The 19,533-nt window shown below is 46.2% G+C and carries 14 protein-coding genes and 1 pseudogene; 6 read left to right on the top strand and 9 right to left on the bottom strand.

From position 1 onward, the window contains the following. Positions 1–69 precede the first annotated feature (69 nt). Positions 70–357: a hypothetical protein gene (locus tag H3H32_RS36285; protein WP_182460551.1), complete on the top strand. Its 288-nt coding sequence runs from the start codon at positions 70–72 to the stop codon at positions 355–357. Between the two features lie 74 nt (positions 358–431). Here H3H32_RS36285 and H3H32_RS36280 read toward each other — a convergent pair. The 4 genes and pseudogenes from H3H32_RS36280 to H3H32_RS36265 form a co-directional block, all read right to left on the bottom strand. Beyond that, positions 432–1,644: pseudogene (locus H3H32_RS36280) on the bottom strand (ATP-grasp domain-containing protein). 133 nt (positions 1,645–1,777) lie between these two features. After that, positions 1,778–3,253, bottom strand: a complete 1,476-nt coding sequence (locus tag H3H32_RS36275) for a leucyl aminopeptidase family protein (protein WP_182460550.1) — start codon at positions 3,251–3,253, stop codon at positions 1,778–1,780. 390 nt (positions 3,254–3,643) lie between these two features. Beyond that, positions 3,644–4,720 (bottom strand): alpha/beta hydrolase, encoded by a 1,077-nt coding sequence (locus H3H32_RS36270; RefSeq protein ID WP_182460549.1) that lies wholly within the window; start codon positions 4,718–4,720, stop codon positions 3,644–3,646. Between the two features lie 63 nt (positions 4,721–4,783). Beyond that, a complete protein-coding gene (locus H3H32_RS36265) occupies positions 4,784–5,212 on the bottom strand; it encodes a response regulator (RefSeq protein WP_182460548.1) in 429 nt (142 codons plus the stop codon). A 485-nt stretch (positions 5,213–5,697) separates the two neighbouring features. Between H3H32_RS36265 and H3H32_RS36260 the strand changes: the two genes are divergently transcribed. The 5 genes from H3H32_RS36260 to H3H32_RS36240 all read left to right on the top strand — a co-directional run bounded on the left by H3H32_RS36260 (position 5,698) and on the right by H3H32_RS36240 (position 13,706). Beyond that, a complete protein-coding gene (locus H3H32_RS36260; protein ID WP_182460547.1) occupies positions 5,698–6,864 on the top strand; it encodes a DUF4856 domain-containing protein in 1,167 nt (388 codons plus the stop codon). A 205-nt stretch (positions 6,865–7,069) separates the two neighbouring features. Beyond that, a complete protein-coding gene (locus H3H32_RS36255; protein ID WP_182460546.1) occupies positions 7,070–8,230 on the top strand; it encodes an imelysin family protein in 1,161 nt (386 codons plus the stop codon). Positions 8,231–8,338: 108 nt separating this feature from the next. Then, entirely contained in the window at positions 8,339–9,688 is a 1,350-nt protein-coding gene (locus H3H32_RS36250) for an HTTM domain-containing protein (RefSeq protein WP_182460545.1), read from the top strand. Between the two features lie 97 nt (positions 9,689–9,785). Beyond that, a complete protein-coding gene (locus H3H32_RS36245; RefSeq protein ID WP_182464592.1) occupies positions 9,786–12,230 on the top strand; it encodes a TonB-dependent receptor domain-containing protein in 2,445 nt (814 codons plus the stop codon). 312 nt (positions 12,231–12,542) lie between these two features. Further along, on the top strand, positions 12,543–13,706 hold the full coding sequence (locus H3H32_RS36240; RefSeq protein ID WP_182460544.1) for a transglutaminase domain-containing protein: 1,164 nt from the start codon (positions 12,543–12,545) through the stop codon (positions 13,704–13,706). 93 nt (positions 13,707–13,799) lie between these two features. On the opposite strand, the gene H3H32_RS36235 is transcribed toward H3H32_RS36240, so the two are convergent. The 5 genes from H3H32_RS36235 to H3H32_RS36215 all read right to left on the bottom strand — a co-directional run bounded on the left by H3H32_RS36235 (position 13,800) and on the right by H3H32_RS36215 (position 19,527). Then, the gene (locus H3H32_RS36235) at positions 13,800–15,437 is read right to left on the bottom strand and encodes a SulP family inorganic anion transporter (RefSeq protein WP_182460543.1); all 1,638 of its coding nucleotides are present in this window, start codon (positions 15,435–15,437) and stop codon (positions 13,800–13,802) included. 135 nt (positions 15,438–15,572) lie between these two features. Further along, positions 15,573–15,863, bottom strand: a complete 291-nt coding sequence (locus H3H32_RS36230) for a hypothetical protein (protein ID WP_182460542.1) — start codon at positions 15,861–15,863, stop codon at positions 15,573–15,575. A 270-nt stretch (positions 15,864–16,133) separates the two neighbouring features. After that, positions 16,134–17,501, bottom strand: a complete 1,368-nt coding sequence (locus H3H32_RS36225; protein ID WP_182460541.1) for a HAMP domain-containing sensor histidine kinase — start codon at positions 17,499–17,501, stop codon at positions 16,134–16,136. Positions 17,502–17,719: 218 nt separating this feature from the next. After that, positions 17,720–18,724, bottom strand: coding sequence for an IS701 family transposase (locus H3H32_RS36220; protein WP_182460540.1), 1,005 nt, complete (start codon positions 18,722–18,724; stop codon positions 17,720–17,722). Positions 18,725–18,843: 119 nt separating this feature from the next. Further along, a complete protein-coding gene (locus H3H32_RS36215) occupies positions 18,844–19,527 on the bottom strand; it encodes a response regulator transcription factor (RefSeq protein ID WP_182460539.1) in 684 nt (227 codons plus the stop codon). Positions 19,528–19,533: the final 6 nt, after the last annotated feature.

Below are 19,533 nucleotides of genomic sequence, written 5' to 3'. Positions count from 1 at the left end.
GAGTTGATAGGATACCCGATTTCCAGTGATTTAATTGGCGTCGGCTTACTCAACAAATGATCTTTTCTTATGCGTACGCTCCTATTTTTCTTCGCAGCCAGCTTGTCTGGCTCTCTTTGTCTCGCTCAAACCGATTCTAGCAAAGTCACGGTTCAGGAACCTGTACAACGGCAGGTCGCTATTCCAGGGGTTGATACACCACTGTCGGGTGGAGGCTTAACGGCCCAAACTCCAGCGAACCCAATCCCGCCCGTCCAGAATGACAAAAAACGAAAAACCATGCCTCCCAGCGACCCACGCGCGTTTGGCGTGTCGGTGCCACTGGGAAAAGCCAAGAAAGATACTTTGAGGAATTAGACTTGTAACGTGGGCCTCCGGTCCGCATAGTTGAAACTTAAAAACTACCTATGCGGACCAGAGGTCCACGTTACTTAACTCGTTGGTTTATCGGGCAAGGGGGCCGAGGCATGAAACTCGGCGTAAATCCGATGCATGTATTCATCTAATAAGTCCAGCACTCGATCACGGCTAGACGAATTGACAATCAATCCAACGTGATATTCCCGATTGATACGCCAGAAAATTTCGGGTTCGGTAAACACCGAAAGATCAGGCCATTGTTGACGGGCTAATGACACAATCAGACCGGCGTAATTTTCTGTATCGACTGGCGGTACATAATGCTCTTTACGGGCAACGGCTATTTCCAGTTTGGCCCACTCTCGCCATAAGTTGACGCCAGATGCAGCTTCAACCATCTCGGCAATATGCGCACCACCTACTCGGGAAGACGTTTCCAGAAAATACAATTCGCCATCGTGATCCCCCCGAATGTATTCGGAATGTGAAGCGCTGTAACGCATCCCGAAGGCTTCCAAAACCTGATCGTTCATCTGCTGCAACGCATTCGTTTCGGGGGTGTTCAGCGGCAGTGTTCCGGTACGAAATACGCCACCACCGTGAGCAACTTCCATAGGCGTAGCCAGGTATTGACTCACCCGCGAGAAAACCGCTTTCCCATCGACCGACAAGGCATCAACGTGATAAACCTTGCCCGGCTTAAATTCTTCGATCAGGTAGTGATGCCGAAGATCGCCGAGCAAGTGAATGGCCGACCAGGCTTCTTCCAGCGAATGCACTTTCCGAATACCTGTCGTAGAGGCTTCAGAACGGGGCTTAATCAGCCAGGGCGATTCGGTTGTCTGTAAAAAAGCAGTAACCGTTTCGTCATGAAACAACGAGCTGAACGCCGGAACCCGGATGCCAGCCGAAAAAGCCCGCGTCCGCATGGCTAGTTTATCGCGGAAGTATCGGGACGTTGTTTGCCCCATCCCATCAATGCGAAACGTCTCCCGAATAAGGGCACCTTTTTCTACGTCGAAGTCATCCAGAGCCACGATCCGGTCAATCTTACGGGAACGCATCGCATGCGCCAGACCCACAATCATTTTTTCCAGGTCTTCGGGAGCGTTACTTGGCGAAGGCAGAAAAAAAGAACTCGTCGATAGCCTCACGAGGCCAGTTTTCATTCGCTAATTTCTGATCCGTCAATAGATAGACGGTGTTGCCCAACTCTTTGCAGGCCTTCATGAAATCGTGCCCCTTGAGGAAGGTGGCTATGCACAAAAAGGACAACTGGCTCATAGTGATTTAGGTTGTAGTTTGTGGTTAGTCGTTTTCTGGTGCCTATCCTCTGGTGTGGGTAGTAATTACTATTGGCAAACTACAAATTATAGCTACTAAACCTACGGCCAAAAAACAAAAAGGCGAACTTTTCTTAGTAAGTCTCTGCAATTAATGCTCGTAAATAGGCGATTAACAAGCGAATACCAAATCCTGTTGCGTTTTTCTGCGAACCAAATTCTGTATCAGCGAACGCCATTCCGGCAATATCCAGGTGCGCCCAGGCTGGATGATTTTCCGAAAACACCTCCAGAAATTTAGCCGCGCTGATCGATCCGGCAATGGGTTTACCGCTGAAGTTTTTCAGATCGGCTACATCCGATTTGATGTCTTCCCGATATACATCCCAGAGTGGTAACCGCCACAACCGCTCGCCTGTTTGATTCGAGGCACCAATAAGTTTGCTGGCCAGTTCATCATTTTGGGTAAATAAGCCAGCTGCGTGGTAGCCTAAGGCCGCAATAACATTGCCCGTAAGCGTAGCCAGATCAATCAGGATATCGGGCTGGTAATTGCGAACCATATAACCAAGACCATCGGCCAGAATCACGCGTCCTTCGGCGTCTGTATCGATGACTTCGATGGTTTTTCCGTTATATGCCGTAATCACGTCACCCGGTTTGGTCGAGCGGCCATCAGTTGAGTTTTCGGTTGATGGCACAATACCAACTACGTGAATCGGCAGTTTCAGTTTGGCCACCACCTCTACCGTTCCCAAAACAGCCGCAGCACCGCCCATATCGCTCTTCATCAGGTGCATATTCGACGACGTTTTGATCGATACACCTCCCGTATCGAACGTAACACCTTTGCCTACTAACCCTACCGTTAAAGGATTAGTAATGCCTTCGGGTTTATATTCGGTCACGATCAGCACGGGGGGTACATCGCTCCCCTGACTAACACTTAACAAAGCACCTAGCTTCTGTTTTTGCAGCTCGGCCTTATCGAGAACTGTCACAGAATAGTCATACTGACTACCTGACGAAACGGCCCAATCGGCTAATGTCTGCGGAATTTTATAATTAGCGGGCGCATTCATCAAGTCCAGAATCTGCCGCTGGGTTTGCGCAATGGCTTCGGCGCGGGTCAGAGCTTCCTGCGCTAGTTCCTGCTGATCTACATTGATATAAAGTGTCAGTTGCCCTGCATCGGAAAAGAAAACAGGAGCCGCCGATTTATCTGTCTGATAGAGTTTCAGATCGTACCCGCCCCAGCGGACACCCAGAACAGTGGCCTCGACCACCCCGGCACTAAAGGCTGTTAAATCAATGCCAATCTGTTCCGACAGTTTCGTTCTCTGCTCGAAAAACAACTTCCGAAACGCACGAAGCCAGTCGATTTCCTGTGGATCAGTCCCCAGACCAAGCAGGTATGTTTTACTTCCATCGGCTCTGTATAAAACCAGTACCTCTTTGGCATCGGCCTTAAAATCGCGTTGGAGTACAGAAACTGGTAGCGCCAGTTTCTCGGCGACACTGGCCAGTTGATTCGAAAGGTCAGCCGTTTGGTCAATCGGAATAATCAGATCGCCAGCGCCGGAAGCCTGGGTACTTAAGGTAATATTCATAGGTATTTATGGAACGCTGATTTTCAGGATCAATATGATTTTTTATGGTTTTTTACCTCCTCGTTCTGTGTCCTTGCCTAGAGTATATACACATCTCTAATATAGCCAAATCAGCCCTATAAGGGCGTCCTGTCAATAGTCATTGTCGCTTAGTAAGAGACCCAAGCGCCGTAGGTGCGACCTAACTTTATCTCTATAGGTCGCACCTACGGCGCTTCAGAGTGCGATTAGTCTTCTGTTTTCTATTAACAGGCCACTCCTAACGGAGTTTTGAGCATACTCAAAAAATGTGTGTATACTATAGGTGTCCGCACAGGCCGAGGATACGGTAATTGTACTGCGCCAATATCCCTAAAGATCGTTGTTAATCATAAAAATCTGGGGGTTATTTCAGTAAAACAACCACTCTACCGCTTTTGGGAATTCACGACTCCAGTGGGCTTCCTGATGCGTCCCTGTTGGATCGACAGATAAGTGAATATCGATAGGGTTGCCGCCATATTCCTGGCGGGCCAGTGCTTCGTTGAATCGCTGAATATTCGGCACCATATACTGCGACTCCTTTTCTCCGCCATAGGCATAAATTTTCATCGGCACGGACGCCTTGAAACGAATGGCATCGAAATAGATTTTAGGCGAAATCCAGAGTGAGGGCGAAAAGACCATCAATCGTCCAAATACTTCAGGGTGCATCAGACCCGCATAAATGCTAATCAGACCGCCTAACGAACTCCCACCAATACCTGTATGAGCCGCATCGGGTAAGGTTCGAAACCGTTGATCAACCAGCGGTTTTAAGGTTTTTCGAATAAAGTCCAGATAGTATTGGCCCCGGCCTGTACCAGCCCGTGTACGGTGAAACGTAAACTCCCGAATACGTTCGTCATGCGCATGATCGATGGAAATCAGAATAACTTCGTGATGGTGTCTGGCTGCCAGAAGTGCCATTTTCTGGTCGATTTCCCAACTCCCGTAGCCCACTCCGCCACCAAATAAATTCTGGCCATCATGCAGATACAAGACGGGATATCGCTTTTCAGTCTGATCATAATCGTGCGGCAACAGGATATGAACCCGACGTGTCTGGAGGAGTTTGGGCGCGTTGAAGGTATCGCCGAGAAGATCAATTTTAGGTAAAAAGGCCGGATTGAAAGGAATACCGAACCATCGCCAGTGAGGTACGTGCTCTCGTTTCGAGTTGACAGAACGCGCTACTGTTCGATTTCCAACCGACTCACCCGATGCACTCAGCTCGACATGATCCCAGCCACCACGGGTATATTTATACTCCAGCGTTTTGGGCAGTTCCATCCCTTTGGGGAACTCGTACACAAACTGATCCGGCCCAACAGGCTGCAACTGAAATTGCGCCAAATCGGGAAGCCAGTCGCAAACATTACCCGATACAAACACCGGGCGATCGTCGCTAATGGGCGTACTGAGTTCTAAACGTAGTGATGAAGACATACGTTTAAAATCGGATACCGAGTAAAGTTGGTTCAGACGAAGTATGAAAAATTTAGGGTAACCCTACGCCAGGGCCCAATCTTCGGCCAGTCCTTTCACCAAATGAACCAACTGTTTATAGCTGGCAGGTTTCGTGAGGCATTGATTGGCACCTAAAGCTAAACTCCGCTGCCAATCAGATTTGTCTGACGATGTAGTCAGCATCACAACGGGTAAGTGAGCAAAACTGGGGGCGTTCCGAAGTTGATTGAGCGTCTCGAAGCCATCCTGACGATTCATATTGATATCTAACAGAATCAATGAGGGCAACTCGTCGCAGTTCGTTAGCTGCGGCAGTAACTCATCACCATCGGTCAGCGTACGAACATGAATAGGCTCATGCGTTTCCTTAAAAGCGGAGCGAATAAACAACTGATCGTCTTCATCGTCATCAACGATCCAAACGGAAGGGGCAGTGGGTAGCCTGGAGCCGGTTAAGGAATGTATGGTCATGACGATTCAGAAAGTAAGAAGGTTTAACGGCGGATAAAGCAAAAGTAATTGCTGACTGACTACGGCGCAACAAGGAATAATAGAGAGACTCAAAAGCAATAATAATCGTTGGAATTCGCAAATTTTTATTGGTTGAGCCGGCTATAAAATCGAAACGACATTCAGATAAGCAGCCTATAAATATACTATTTTATCTCGTAATTAATCAAGGCGTTGCGGCCAATTTAATATTTATTTAACGGGCTTTTTCGGTAAAGATTTTACTTGCCTTTCGCTATTTATTAATTGGCCATCCAATTTCAGAGCGTCAAAGCGCGCTGACCCTGTCTTTTAAATCGAGAGGTAACTACTTATCTACAACCAATTTACACAATAATCCATTCATCATCCTAATAATTTTTTAATTTATTTTTAACATAACTTTATAATTAGTCTAAATACCACTTAATTTTGCCCCGACATTACGATTCAATTATTCTTTAAGCATGATAAAGCTAAACTTACGCGCTCGATTTGTATTGGTACTAGCATTTGCAGTCAGTCTGTCTGCCTGTAAAGACGAAGAGAATCCAACTACGGTTCGTCCACAACTCCGAAAAACTGTTGACTACGCAAAGCTAACCGATACGACCACCTACGCTAACTTTTTCGTTGATGATGCTGGCGTTAAAACCGTTGATCTGACTACTGGCGCTAACCGCCTGTTGATGTTCCGGGCGATCAATACTTACAATGGCACAGCCGTTAGTACAGGCGCTACGCTGGATGCTACGGTATTGAAAAATATGTTTTCGAACACCAGCAATCCATTTTCGGGTACAGCCAACGCAGCTTTGAATAGCTCAGGCGTTCAGTTGCGTAACGTAACGGCCTCTTCTCTTTCGGCTACCGACGCCGAAAAAGAGCGAACAACGATTGAAGCTGGTTTCCCTAAAATCGCTACGGCCAGCAAGTCTGTAACCGCTACGGCATCCGAAGGCAAAGCGGGTAAACTAGGCACTTATCTGGTTGATGAGCAAGGCATTGAATGGGCACAGATCATCCAGAAAGGCTTGATTGGTGCGTTCCAGGTCGATTACATTGGCAACGTTCTGCTCAGCGACAAGAATCTTGCGTTGGACAACACTACACTGGTTACAGGGAAGAAGTACACCGCTCTGGAACAAAACTGGGATGAAATCTACGGAATCATCACGGCCAATCCAGTTTATGGTGGCAAAGCCACTACTACCTCGTCTGGCGAAAGCTTCATCGGCTCTTACCTATGGGAATACAATCAGGAAGATTTTGCCAAGGTTCACAAGGCGCTGTTAACAGGACGGGCTGCTATCGTTAATAACGACTTGACCACCCTGAAAACACAAGCGGCCTTTATTCATAAGGCGATGGAAAAAGCCATTGCTGGTGCTGCTCTGGGCTACCTTAACAAATGGAAAACCGGTACAACCGATGCAGCTCGTGCACACGCTATGGGCGAAGGACTGGGCTTTATTTATAGCCTGCGTTACGCAACCATCGCCAAAGCGGATGCTGCTTTTTCAGACGCTATCCTAGCCGGTCTGATTGGCGCTCCCAATGGTTTCTGGGGTTTGACAAATGCCAAAATTGATGCGGCTTCAACGGCCATCAAAACGAAATTCGGTATTCAGTAAGCCCGATCCGATTCTGTTAATTCGGTGAATTGAGGTTGTACCCATGGGCTTCAGCCCGTGTTTCTAATCAACGCATACACGGACTGAAGCCCGTGGGTACATTCCAACGAATCATAAATCGCTTAGCATCCAAAATTCAATCAGAATATACATTCAACTCGTACAGAGCGGTATTTGACGTGCCGCTCTGTACCTATTTAGTCTCATGAACCAATTCAGGTGGAAACAGATCGGCTTTATGTGCGCCTTTATCGCGACATTATGGGCTTGTGGAGGTGGTGGGTCCGACAATCCAACACCCACACCGCCTACCCCTACCGATCAGGCTAGCAGCGACCGAAAGGCTATGCTAACCAACATTGCCGACAATATCATTGTACCGGCCTATGCTAATTTCAAGACGAAGTTTGAGGCTATGGTCGCCAAATCGGATGCGTTTGCGGCTAAGCCCGATAAAACTACACTGGCCGATTTTCGGCAGGCCTGGGTCGATGCGTACACCGAATGGCAAAAAGTTGAGCTGTTTGATGTTGGTCCAGCCGAGCAATATACCCTCCGTAATTTTTTCAATATTTATCCAACAAGCGTCACTGGAATTGAGGACTATGTGGCGGCTGGTTCAGGTTCATTCGATGTGCCCGCTTCGTATCCCAAGCAGGGATTTCCAGCGCTGGATTACCTAATCAACGGCATCGGTACGACCGACGACGCGATTGTAGCCCACTACGCAACAGCGACTGATGCTGCCAAGCGAATTGCCTATCTGAAGCGCCTGACGACCCAGATGAATACGCAGTTTACAACCGTATACACAGCCTGGACTACGGGCGGCTACCGGGATACGTTCATCAATAGCACCGCCCTGACTGCCAGCGGTTCAACTGGGAAACTGGTGAATGGTTTTGTTTTAAATTATGAACGATACATCCGGTCGGGCAAATTCGGGATTCCATCAGGCGCGATGGCCAATGGCACGGTGGCTCCCGATAAGGTAGAAGCCTACTATAAAAAAGACCTGTCGCTAACCTTGGCGAAGACAGCCCATCAGGCATCTATCGACTTTTTTAACGGTAAAAATGTAAAAACGGGTGTCGAAGGACCAAGCTTGAAAACGTACCTGAACGGTATTGGTGCTAAAGACAGTCAGACCGGCAAATCTTTGGTCGATATTATCAATGCCCAGTTTGAGTCGTCCAATCAAAAACTCGCTGCGCTGAAAGCCAATCTGGCCGATGAGGTTAAGAGCAACAATACGGCTATGGTGGCGGTCTACACCGAAATGCAGAAAGCCGTTCGGATGTTAAAAGTGGACATGACTTCGGCCATGAGCATCACGATCACCTACACCGACAACGACGGGGATTAGCATTTTTTGTCATTCCGACGAAGGAGGAATCTCAAATTTGCGTATTAGTCAAGTTTAAGATTCCTCCTTCGTCGGAATGACAAAAAATTATATAAGTACCTATTTATAATGCGTGATTACTTTCAAAAAACCACTTCGGCAGCACCTTTGGCTGTTTTCAGAATCCTATTCGGATTGATGCTCTTCGGGAGCATTGTTCGTTTCTGGAGCAATGGATGGATTGCCGATTTATACGTTACACCTCATTACTTTTTTTCGTTCTACGGCTTCGAATTTGTGAAGCCGCTGGGCGACTATACGTATCTGCTTTTTCTGATTTGTGGCCTCTCGGCACTTCTGGTAGCTATCGGCTTATTTTACCGGGTGGCCATCAGTAGCCTGTTTCTGAGCTTCACCTACATCGAGCTGATCGACAAAAGCACCTATCTAAACCATTACTATTTCACAAGTATGGTTTGTTTGCTGCTGATCTTTTTGCCCGCACACGCCTACTTTTCAGTCGATGCTTATCGGCGTCGTAGCTTGCTGGCAGACCAGATTCCAGCCTGGTGTCTCGATTCACTGAAACTGTTCGTGGCGCTACTGTATGTATTTGCGGGATTAGCCAAACTCAACAGCGATTGGCTGGTACATGCGCAACCCTTACGAATTTGGTTACCTGCGCATAATGACCTGCCTATAATTGGCTCCTTGTTCAATTATCCCTGGGTTCCTTACGCGTTCAGTGGGTTTGGTTGTGTATATGACCTGTCGATTCCGTTCCTGCTATGGAACTCCTCAACCCGACTCTGGGCTTATGCCGCCGTTGTGATTTTTCATGGGCTTACGGCACTCCTGTTTCCTATTGGGATGTTCCCTTACATCATGATGGTGACCGCTTTGATCTTTTTCTCAGCCAACTTTCACCAGATACTTATCCGACAACTTGGTGCCTGGTTAGCGATCCCTTATAGCTTTCTACGTCCCCAGCGTGTGTATCGGTTTCAGCCCATTATGAGCAAACTTGTATTGGGTTTACTGGCCATTTTCTTTGTTGTTCAGATCGTGTTTCCATTCCGGTATCTACTTTATCCGGGCGAGTTATTCTGGACAGAACAGGGCTACCGATTCTCGTGGCGGGTGATGCTGATGGAAAAAACGGGCTATGCGCAGTTTACCGTTAAAGACAATTCAGGACACCGAACCATTGTCAACAATTCGAACTTCCTGACGCCTTTGCAGGAAAAAATGATGGCTACCCAACCCGATATGTTGTTGCAATACGCGCATATTCTCCGGGATTATTATACCCAACACGGATTCCGAAACCCGGAAGTCTACGTGGATTCCTACGTAGCACTGAACGGTCGTTTGGGGAAACCATTGGTTGAGCCAACCACCAATCTCGCCAACAAACAAGACTCATTTACCAACAAAGAGTGGATCACTCCTTTCCATGATACGATTTACGGTTTTTAGTTATGACAGTTGTGTTGTCAGGTTCTTAAACCTGACAAAAGAGGTTTCTCAAAACCGACTGTGCAATTCTATACAGTCGGTTTTGAGAAACCTCACAATGTCGGGTTTAAGAACCCGACAACACAGATTGAAGATTTCGGGCTTGTTTCTTTTTAGCTTTTTTTCTACCACAACCTTTGCCCAATATCAGCTCTTAGGAACGGTGCAGGCCCGGCATGATGGTACTGCTATACAAGGCGTTACCATTTATCTGAACAACGGAAAGCGTCAAGCGTTGACCGATAGTTTGGGGAGGTTCGTGTTCGCCAATTTGTCCAAAGGTCAATATGTATTGCACACCAGCGCCCCCGATTTCAAAGCCACGAAACAGACGTTTACGCTGGCTGAACACGATTTATCCGTGCGCATTCAACTGACGAGTCGGCAGGAAACATTAGCCGAAGTGACCGTTACCGACAAGCAGTCCGATTTCGGTTTTACCCGCATGAGGGGCGTGGAAAGCATGGGTATTTATGAAGGAAAAAAGTCGGAAGTGATTATTCCCGACCAACTGGTGGCTAACCTCTCGACCAACAACGCCCGTCAGATTTACGCTCGTGTGGCTGGACTCAATATCTGGGAAAACGAGGGGGCAGGTCTACAGCTCAGCATTGGTGGACGCGGCCTCGACCCCAATCGAAGCTCCAATTTCAACGTGCGCCAGAACGGTTACGACATCAGCGCCGATGCCCTGGGTTACCCCGAAAGTTATTACACCCCTCCTACCGAAGCCGTGGGCCGTATTCAGATTGTGCGAGGGGCGGCTTCGCTCCAGTACGGGACTCAGTTTGGTGGGTTACTTAATTTCGTCATGAAGAAGCCTGTCGCCGACCGAAAGTTTGAACTGACAGCCCGGCAAACAATTGGCTCTTTTGGGTTTTACAATGCGTTCACTAGTGCCAGCGGCACCGTGGGCAAGCTGAGTTATTACACCTTCTTCCAGTATAAAAAAGGCGACAGCTGGCGACCCAATTCGCATTTTACCAACTACACGGCCTTTGCCGATATCGATTACCATGTTTCGGAGAAGACCACACTGGGCGTCGATATTACGCAAATGAGCTATCTGGCACAGCAGCCCGGTGGCCTTACCGATGATATGTTCCGCGAAAATCCCCGACAAAGTAATCGGGAGCGTAACTGGTTCAAGGTCAACTGGACCATGCCCGCGCTCCATTTCGATCATAAGTTCAATACCAACAATGAGTTTAACTTACGGGTGTTTGGCTTGTATGCGTATCGGTATTCGCTTGGCTTTCGACCCAATCGGGTGGCCAGTATCGACGATAACAGTGAGCGGGATTTGATTAAGGGGGATTTCCAGAACTGGGGCACCGAAGCCCGGTATTTAAAACGCTATACGCTGAGCAAGCAACAGGCAGTTTTGTTAGTTGGTGGACGCTACTACCACGGCTTTAATCATAGCGTGCAGGGGTTGGGCAGCACTGATAAAGACGCCGATTTCAACTTCATCTCCGACGCCAACGCCATTTCATACGATTACCGATTTCCGAACCGCAACGTCTCAGCCTTCGCCGAAAATATCTTCTACATCGGCGAGAAAGTGTCCATTACACCCGGTATCCGCTTCGAGTATATCAAAACGACTGCCGATGGTTTTTACGGCACCATCACCCGCGACTTGGCAGGGAACATCATCAATTCGGTCAGCACAACAGAATACCGAACCAACGGGCGTCAGTTTGTGCTGGGCGGTATTGGCATCAGCTATAAGCCAGTTCCCCAACTAGATATCTACGGAAACCTGTCGCAGAACTATCGGTCTATCACGTTCACCGACATGCGTATTGCTAACCCATCGTCGGTAATTGACCCCAATATGCAGGATGAAAAAGGGTATTCGCTTGATCTGGGCATTCGCAGCACGCAGACCACGCTTTACAATTTCGATATCAGCGCGTTTTACCTGAACTACAATAACCGCATTGGCGAGGTGCAGTTTTACGATGCCAACGACCGGGTTCTCCGCCGTAGGGGTAATATTGGGCAAGCCGTGATTATGGGGATTGAATCCTACGCTGAAGGTGATTTCTTACGACTAGCGAATCCAGCAAACCCGAACGTCAGTGGAGTAATTTTTGCGAATGTCGCCCTGATTCATTCTACCTACAAAGCCAGCGAAATTTCTGGTGTAGTGGGTAATCAGGTGGAGTTCGTTCCTAACCTGAACTTGAAAAGTGGGATACGGCTGGGTTATAAAAACCTGAAAGGCTCGTTTCAGTATACGCACCTGTCCAACCAGTTTTCGGATGCGACCAACGCGACGGAAGGCGGTGTTTCGGCAGTTCTTGGACTGATTCCAGCCTATACAATTCTGGACGCCAGCTTGTCGTATCAATTCACTCGCTTTCGGCTGGAAGGCAGTCTGAACAATTTGGCCAATGCCACTTACTTTACCCGACGAGCAACGGGTTATCCCGGACCAGGCATTTTGCCATCCGACGGCCGAAGCGTTTACGTGACGATTCAGATAAAGTTGTAAAGATGTACTGGTGCTTTTTGTACAAGAAAAGGCAATCAATGTGTTCGCTTTTGTAAAACAGGAATTATTATTTTTGTTTTACAAAAATCGCCTACATAAGCATTCACCAAAGACTACAAAAGCTAATATTGGTAACAAATCGCACCTACATAGGAGCTCGTCATTGCATCCAAAGGTATGCATTGACCATAAATCATAGTTTACATCGACATGAGTAACGACGACTTGTTTTTCTATTATTTAACCTAATCTGATCAATAGCCAAACCTATTGTAACGTTAAAAATCCCACCATTATAGAAACTCATTTAACATGAAATTAATACTTATACTACTTATTTCATTACCCTTATACGCGCAGAATAAAGCAACAAAAGCACCTAAAAAAAGCGTATCAGTAATACAAGAACCAGCGACACCAGTAGTTATAAATAAATATGAAGAAATAGACAAACAAATAACTACAGATACCACGCAAGTATCGATTCAGCAATTGAGCAATCGCTTCCAAACTTTACCTTCTGAGGAGGCAAAAGTAAGGGCGATTTATATGTGGGTATCCAAAAATATTGCCTACGATGTTAACCAATTATTTTCGTTCCACTTTGGTGAGACATCTGATTTATCTACAGATCAAATTTTACGTACAAGAAAAGGAGTATGCGTCGATTATGCATTACTGTTTAATGAGCTTTGTACTAACGTGGGGTTAAAATCATATACAGTTGAAGGCTATGTAAAAAAAGGTAAAGTAATAGGTGATTTTGGCCACGCGTGGAATGCTGTTCGTATTCATGATCAATGGTACTTGTTCGATTCTACATGGGGAGCCGGTTATGTATCAGAACGAACATTTACCCAAGCACCTAACGATGTTTACTTTATGGTTCCACCCGATGAATTCATCTACTCACACATGCCTTTTGATCCTATATGGGAGTTTTTAGAGCACCCAATTACAAATCAAGAATTCTATAACAATCTTAATAAATCATCTAATATAAGCGTTGCTTTTTCCGTCAATGACAGCCTGAAAATATACGATCAGCAACCACACTTAAAACACCTGGAAGCTGCAGAAAAGAGAATCGAGAAAAATGGTAATGTGAATTTTATGACGGAAACATATCTTCACAACATAAAGTATGAAATTTTAAGTACTTACTACAGTCGGGGTGTTGATGCCTATAATGAAACCGTAAAGTTGATCAAGGATTTTACAAACTATAGAATTGCCCGTTTCACTCCCTTAAAATCAGATGAAGATATTAAGAAAATGTTAATTGATATCGAAAGTCAATTAGCAGCCACTAAACGAATTGTAGCCGAAATTCCTCTAAAAAATAAGGACGTAATAAAAAAGGTTGACGAAATCAATAAATTACTAGTTGAACTTGACCAAAATGTAAAAGAACAGAATCAGTTTTTGACGAAATACTTTAAAGTCTGGAAACCTTTACGAAAGGCCATGTTATAAAAACGGAGCGTTCCCCTTTATTGACTATTGTATAGAGTCAATAAAGGGGAACGCTCCGTTACTACAGACACTTAATGCCTTATGGCATCCCTGTTAGGCAGGAACACTAGATGCTCCTGCAGGGCGGAAGCTGTTAACGAGCTCTTGGGATGATGTACGAACAACTTGTGAATCAGCTACGCGGCTTGGCAAAAAGATAAGCCGAATATTCCGCTGACGAGCCGCGACCCCGAAGTTCTGAATAGCGGTAACAACGTCGCTGTCAATGTAAGACGACTCCGTTCCGTTAATTTCAATGATAGAATTATCAGGAACACTCTTTAGAAGTTTCACCAATTTAGCCTTGCTCAGGAAGGACACGTGATCGCCCAGACTTACGTGAATTCGTTTAATATCCCTGTCATAATCCATTCGGACGCTGTGTGTATTCTGATAATGGTCGCGCAGGATGAAGAAAATACCCGTTGCCATTCCGATGCCAATACCTGTCAGTAAGTCGGTCAATAGGATTGCCAGAATGGTAACCACAAACGGAATGAACTTAGTGATACCCTCTGCAAAAACAGCTTTAACAATCTCAATACGAGCCAGTTTATAACCCGTCACTAACAGAATTGACGCCAGACTAGCCCAGGGAATTTTGTTTAACAAAGTCGGTAACGTTACCACACAAACCAGCAACAACGTGCCGTGAATCAGTGCCGCCAGCTTGGTTCGGGCACCCGCGTTGATACTTACCGAACTTCGAACAATAACCGAAGTAAGGGGAATACCGCCAATCAGCCCACTAATCAAATTACCAATTCCCTGCGCTTTCAGCTCATGGTTGGCCGGTGTTTTCCGTTTTAGCGGGTCTAGTTCGTCCGAGGCCTCGATAGCCAACAGGGCTTCCAGACTCGCAACCATAGCAATCGCTACTGCCGATGTATAGACCAGCGGGTTAGTCCACTGCGAAAAATCGGGCAACGTAAATAGATGAAAAAAGGCCGCTGTACTTTCAGGAACAGGCAGTTGAACAACGTGATTCCCCTTCAATACCCATTCTGGGGCAATTACCCGAATCAGTTCATTGATGCAAATACCCAGCACGACGACGACCAACGCAGCCGGTACATTTTTAGCAAAAGCACGCTGCCGGAAAGCAGGCTGTTCCCACACATAAAATACGGCTAACGATACAATCGTAATCAAAATCGCCACGACCCGGAATTGCCCCAACGCCATGTGCAGTTGTTCAATGATATTGAAACCGCCCGGCTGGAAAAGTGTAAGCCCTTCAGCGGCATCGGCATCGTAACCCACCAGGTGCGGTAGTTGCTTCAGAATCAGAATAATACCAATACCCGCCAGCATTCCCTTAATGACTGACGATGGAAAAAAGTTACTAACAATACCGGCTCGGGCAAACCCGAGACCGATCTGAATAAGACCGGCGATACACATAGCCAGCAAGAAGGCAGGGAATGAACCCAATGCCTGAATCGCGCTGAGTGTCACTACAATCAGGCCCGCTTCCGGTCCCGAAATACTTAACGCCGACCGGCTAAAAATACCGACAACCAGGCCGCCTACAATACCAGCGATGATGCCCGCAAACAGCGGTGCTCCCGAAGCCAGTGCGATTCCCAAACACAAAGGCACTGCCACCAGGAACGAAATAGCTCCTCCCCGGATGTCGCCCTGCCAATTGCTGAGATCAATAGATTGAAAAATAGGTTTCTTCGTGTTCATGTTCATTGTATAGTTGTACTCTTTAAGGGATAGGTAATGGATAATGTAAAATGGATAATGAACAGTCAACCCAGATAAAACACTAACAATCAACAACATTCCATTCTTCACTATTCATTACCCATTACTTCAATCTTATAACTCCTGGGCTCTCACTAGATTGTCGCCTTTGTCGGACTGACTGGTTGATAGTTTCCGTACGCTCGACTTTTCGATTTGTCGCAGCCGTTGTTCTAGCCGGACTTTCTCGTTGTATAATGAATCGGCGCGTTGACTTTCGGCCTCGTATTGAGCACGATAATTGCTGTTGCTCAAGCGGTTATCGAAATAGAGGTTATAGGCAACAAGCAACCAGATCAATCCCCATACAACCACCCAGCTGGCCGGTTTTCTGAAGTTCGTTTTTCCATTAACGTTGTTATCCATGATCCAAAATGGTTTATATCGCCACTTCACGAATCCATTTGAACTAGTACTATAAAAACGATTTTCTGCCATAGCAGCTCGCAAAATCCCCATAGAGTTCATGTGATTTTTGCGAGCTTACTATGACAAAAAACTTCATTTTCACTTCCAAGACTTAATTCAAACAGCTTCTAAGACTCAGGTAACAAAGTTCGTTTAATCAACTACAGCATTAATTAAGGACCTCTTAGAAGGTGATGAGAGGTTAGTTAGAAGTCGATTAGAGATCGATTAGAAATGTTTGGGCAATTGAATGGTAAACGTGGTACCCTGCCCAATTTGTGAAGACACATTGATTCGCCCGCGGTGAAGCTGAATAATCCGGTACGTCAACGGTAGGCCGACACCATGCCCGTGAATCCGCTTGACGTTTTCGGCCCGGAAGAAGGGTTCGTAGATACTTTTTATATCAGTTTCTGAAATACCAACACCCTCATCTTTAAACGTAATCGTTACCCACCACTCATTGGCTCCGAGAATAACATCTACCCGTTTTTTCTCCGAAAACTTACAGCCGTTTTCCATCAGATTGAAGAAAGCCGAATACAGCAATGATTTATTTCCTTCCAGCGTCAGCGAGGATGGCACTTGCTCAGCTTCACCCTCGAATGAGAACGCAACCATATAGTCGGCTTGTCGATTCATGAGCATCTGGGCCGCCTGATAAATAATCTCATCGACACTCACTTCACTGAATTTCAGGGGTGTAGCCCCCAAGCTAACCATCGTCAAATCCAGCAAGTTATTCGTCAGTTTGTTCATGCGCTGAATCACGCCCAGGGCCGCTTTCCACTTTTCTTCGTGTTCTTCAACGGTACGCCGTTTGAGTAGGGTCACCTCAATTTGCCCTGTAATAATGGTAAGTGGCGTGCGTAATTCATGCGACGCATTGGCCACAAAATTTCGCTGAACTTCAAAGGCTTCCTGCACGCGGTCGAGCATCAAATTGAACGTATGGGCCAGTTGAGCCAGTTCGTCGTGGTCGCTACCAGCCGTGACACGCTGATCCAGATTCGACGCTGTAATCTGATCGACCTGTCGAACAACATCGGAAATTGGTCTGAGCGTTCGACCGGCATAGGCCCAGCCTACGGCAGCCACCAAAGCCAGACTGCAAACCAGACCCACAATCATGATTGTACCCAAATGGCCGATTTCCTCTTTCCCGTATTGGTCGTAGGCAGACGCCACCAGCACATATTCCTGATTCTTATGCTGATACGTAAAGCCCACAATCTCAGAGCGATTCTTCCGAAAGAAAATCTCTTTCTTCGTCCGAATAAAACTCAGGACTTCGGGCTTTACGATAGAGCTATCGCGTGTTGAATACAGAATGTGATTGTTGTGATCGTAAACGTTGATTTGTTCTTCGGGGAGCGCTGTAATGTTGTTGCGCTCGATGATTCGAAACAAACGAAGGTCAATTTCTTCTTCATCCAGCAGCAGCCGGGCCACGTTTTTAGCCTTATCGCTTAGTCGACTATAAAAATCACGTTGCCGGAAATACTCTGCCGTGGCATATACCACTCCCGAAAACAGGAGCAGAATAGCCGCTACGATTCCCACAAACGTAACCAGAAGTCGAGTGCGTATTTTCATGAGAGCTAATTATGAATGGATAAGGCAGAATGAATAATAGCTCCTAGCAATCAACACATTACATTATCCATCGTGCATTAACGTGAATTATGGAGGATTTACGAATAAAATTAGACTAGTTTTTTGTCATCCCGACGCCAGGAGGGATCTTCGGTAAGTAATCAGTTGCCGAAGATCCCTCCTGGCGTCGGGATGACAAAAAATAACATTATTAGGACTTACGCAAAGGCAACTGAAGGATTCGCCAACTCTTGACGAAGGTAAGCATCTAATAAGCCTTGTTTGAGTTGGTAAACCGTTTTCTTAGTCTGATAAGCCAACTGTTTAAAACGTAACCAAGTCAGAGCCGCTAAGCCAATGTGATTGCGTTGACTACGAGCTAATCGACATTGACAACATTCCAGACCCGTGATCTGCTTATCTTCTCGATGAAACTGCTCAATTGTCCAACGAATACCACTTTTTTCTTCAGCGGCACTCGTCTCATTTTGAGCTAAATCGTTGGTGACGATATAGTCCGTCCGGTGGGTAGACACCAGTACGCGGAACAGTTTAAGATAGGTGTTTTGAGGCATCTTGTGTACTTTAACCAGCTTACCCTGCTGCACCTGTTGAGCTGACCAGCTCAGATAGCTGACAGGTTGATACGATTCTTTGCCACCTGAATCATCGACCTTACGGTTGCTCTTGATAGGACAGTAAAACAGTTTTTCATTGGTAATGAGCCACTTGAAGAGGTCGGTCACAGCATACCAACTGTCCATTAAGACGATTCGATAACTGATCTGGCGGGGTGCTAGTTGGTTAAGCATGTCCAACACATGATCCAACTTGCTTTTTCCATCCTCATCGGGATTAAAAATACGGTAGTCAATGAGCCAGAACTGATTAATTTTAGGATTGAAGTAGACACAATTAACCACACCGATGCCTTTGATGATTCCATGAGCATTTCCACTGTATTGCCGACGAACCAGTTCAATTTTATGACTATGTTCTTTATTGAGCACGGTATCATCAAAGAGGATATAGCCATCGGTATCCAGTTGAATTTGGTGGCGGACATGTTGCCAGACCTGGCGAGGTGCCACTCGGCTAGCTTTGAGAAAGTACTGCACATTGTCATGGGTGATCCCTTCCAGGTGATCACCCAAGTAGGTAGCCGTATAGTTGATCTGGCTACTCAGTAGAAACTGTCCGTAAAGTTGTGCGGTGACCTTCAAGCTATTTTTTATTTCAATTTACCACTTTTGCGTAAGTCCTAATTATAAATAACTGACAATCAGTTAATAATTTGAGGTTCCATCCATTATTCATGTTACATTATTCTTTATCCATTCATTTAGTCATCAGTAGCCTGCATAATATAGCCGATGCCGCTGATGGTATGGATCAGTTTGACGGGAAAATCCTTGTCGATTTTCTTTCGTAAGTAATTGACGTATACGTCTACTACGTTGGTACCCGTATCGAAATTAAGATCCCAGACGTGCTCCATAATTTCGTTACGGGTAAGGGCTTTGTTCTGGTTCTTCATGAAAAACTCAAGCAATGCCAATTCCCGAGCGGTCAGCATTAGCTTCTGATTTCCTCGCTTTACGGCTTTGCTTTGCTGATTAAATTCAAGATCGGCAATTTTCAGGATGGACGGTTCCTGCGATGCCGCCCCACTCCGCCGATTCAGGGCCCGCAATCGAACAACTAGTTCGCGGAACTCGAAGGGTTTTACCAAATAGTCGTCAGCGCCGGCTTCGAATCCGTTCACTTTACTATCAGTGCTACCAAAAGCGGTCAGCATCAGAATAGGCAACGTTTCAAAGCGGTTGCGAATCATGCGGCACAGATCGAATCCGTTAATAACCGGCAGATTTACATCCAGGATTACAATATCATATTCTTTGTCAGCCAGTTGCTTTTGCGCTTCCATGGCGTTGCCCGCTGTATCGGCCTCAAAATCATATTCCTCTAAACCAGCCTTGATGAGCGAAGCAACCTCCCATTCATCTTCAACAATCAAAATTCGCATAGTTGT

It is taken from the genome of Spirosoma foliorum, from assembly GCF_014117325.1.
GTDB lineage: Bacteria > Bacteroidota > Bacteroidia > Cytophagales > Spirosomataceae > Spirosoma > Spirosoma foliorum.
The sequence above is the reverse complement of the archived record's forward strand: the minus strand, read 5'-3'. Positions and strand labels throughout refer to the sequence as shown.

Bases quoted from the DNA above. Each gene is read 5' to 3' on its own strand.
- H3H32_RS36240 (WP_182460544.1), top strand. From the start codon at position 12,543: ATGAAATTAATACTTATACTACTTATTTCATTACCCTTATACGCGCAG.
- H3H32_RS36275 (WP_182460550.1), bottom strand. From the start codon at position 3,253: ATGAATATTACCTTAAGTACCCAGGCTTCCGGCGCTGGCGATCTGATT.
- H3H32_RS36255 (WP_182460546.1), top strand. From the start codon at position 7,070: ATGAACCAATTCAGGTGGAAACAGATCGGCTTTATGTGCGCCTTTATC.
- H3H32_RS36235 (WP_182460543.1), bottom strand. From the start codon at position 15,437: ATGAACACGAAGAAACCTATTTTTCAATCTATTGATCTCAGCAATTGG.
- H3H32_RS36285 (WP_182460551.1), top strand. From the start codon at position 70: ATGCGTACGCTCCTATTTTTCTTCGCAGCCAGCTTGTCTGGCTCTCTT.
- H3H32_RS36250 (WP_182460545.1), top strand. From the start codon at position 8,339: ATGCGTGATTACTTTCAAAAAACCACTTCGGCAGCACCTTTGGCTGTT.
- H3H32_RS36225 (WP_182460541.1), bottom strand. From the start codon at position 17,501: ATGAAAATACGCACTCGACTTCTGGTTACGTTTGTGGGAATCGTAGCG.
- H3H32_RS36215 (WP_182460539.1), bottom strand. From the start codon at position 19,527: ATGCGAATTTTGATTGTTGAAGATGAATGGGAGGTTGCTTCGCTCATC.
- H3H32_RS36230 (WP_182460542.1), bottom strand. From the start codon at position 15,863: ATGGATAACAACGTTAATGGAAAAACGAACTTCAGAAAACCGGCCAGC.
- H3H32_RS36260 (WP_182460547.1), top strand. From the start codon at position 5,698: ATGATAAAGCTAAACTTACGCGCTCGATTTGTATTGGTACTAGCATTT.
- H3H32_RS36265 (WP_182460548.1), bottom strand. From the start codon at position 5,212: ATGACCATACATTCCTTAACCGGCTCCAGGCTACCCACTGCCCCTTCC.
- H3H32_RS36245 (WP_182464592.1), top strand. From the start codon at position 9,786: ATGTCGGGTTTAAGAACCCGACAACACAGATTGAAGATTTCGGGCTTG.
- H3H32_RS36270 (WP_182460549.1), bottom strand. From the start codon at position 4,720: ATGTCTTCATCACTACGTTTAGAACTCAGTACGCCCATTAGCGACGAT.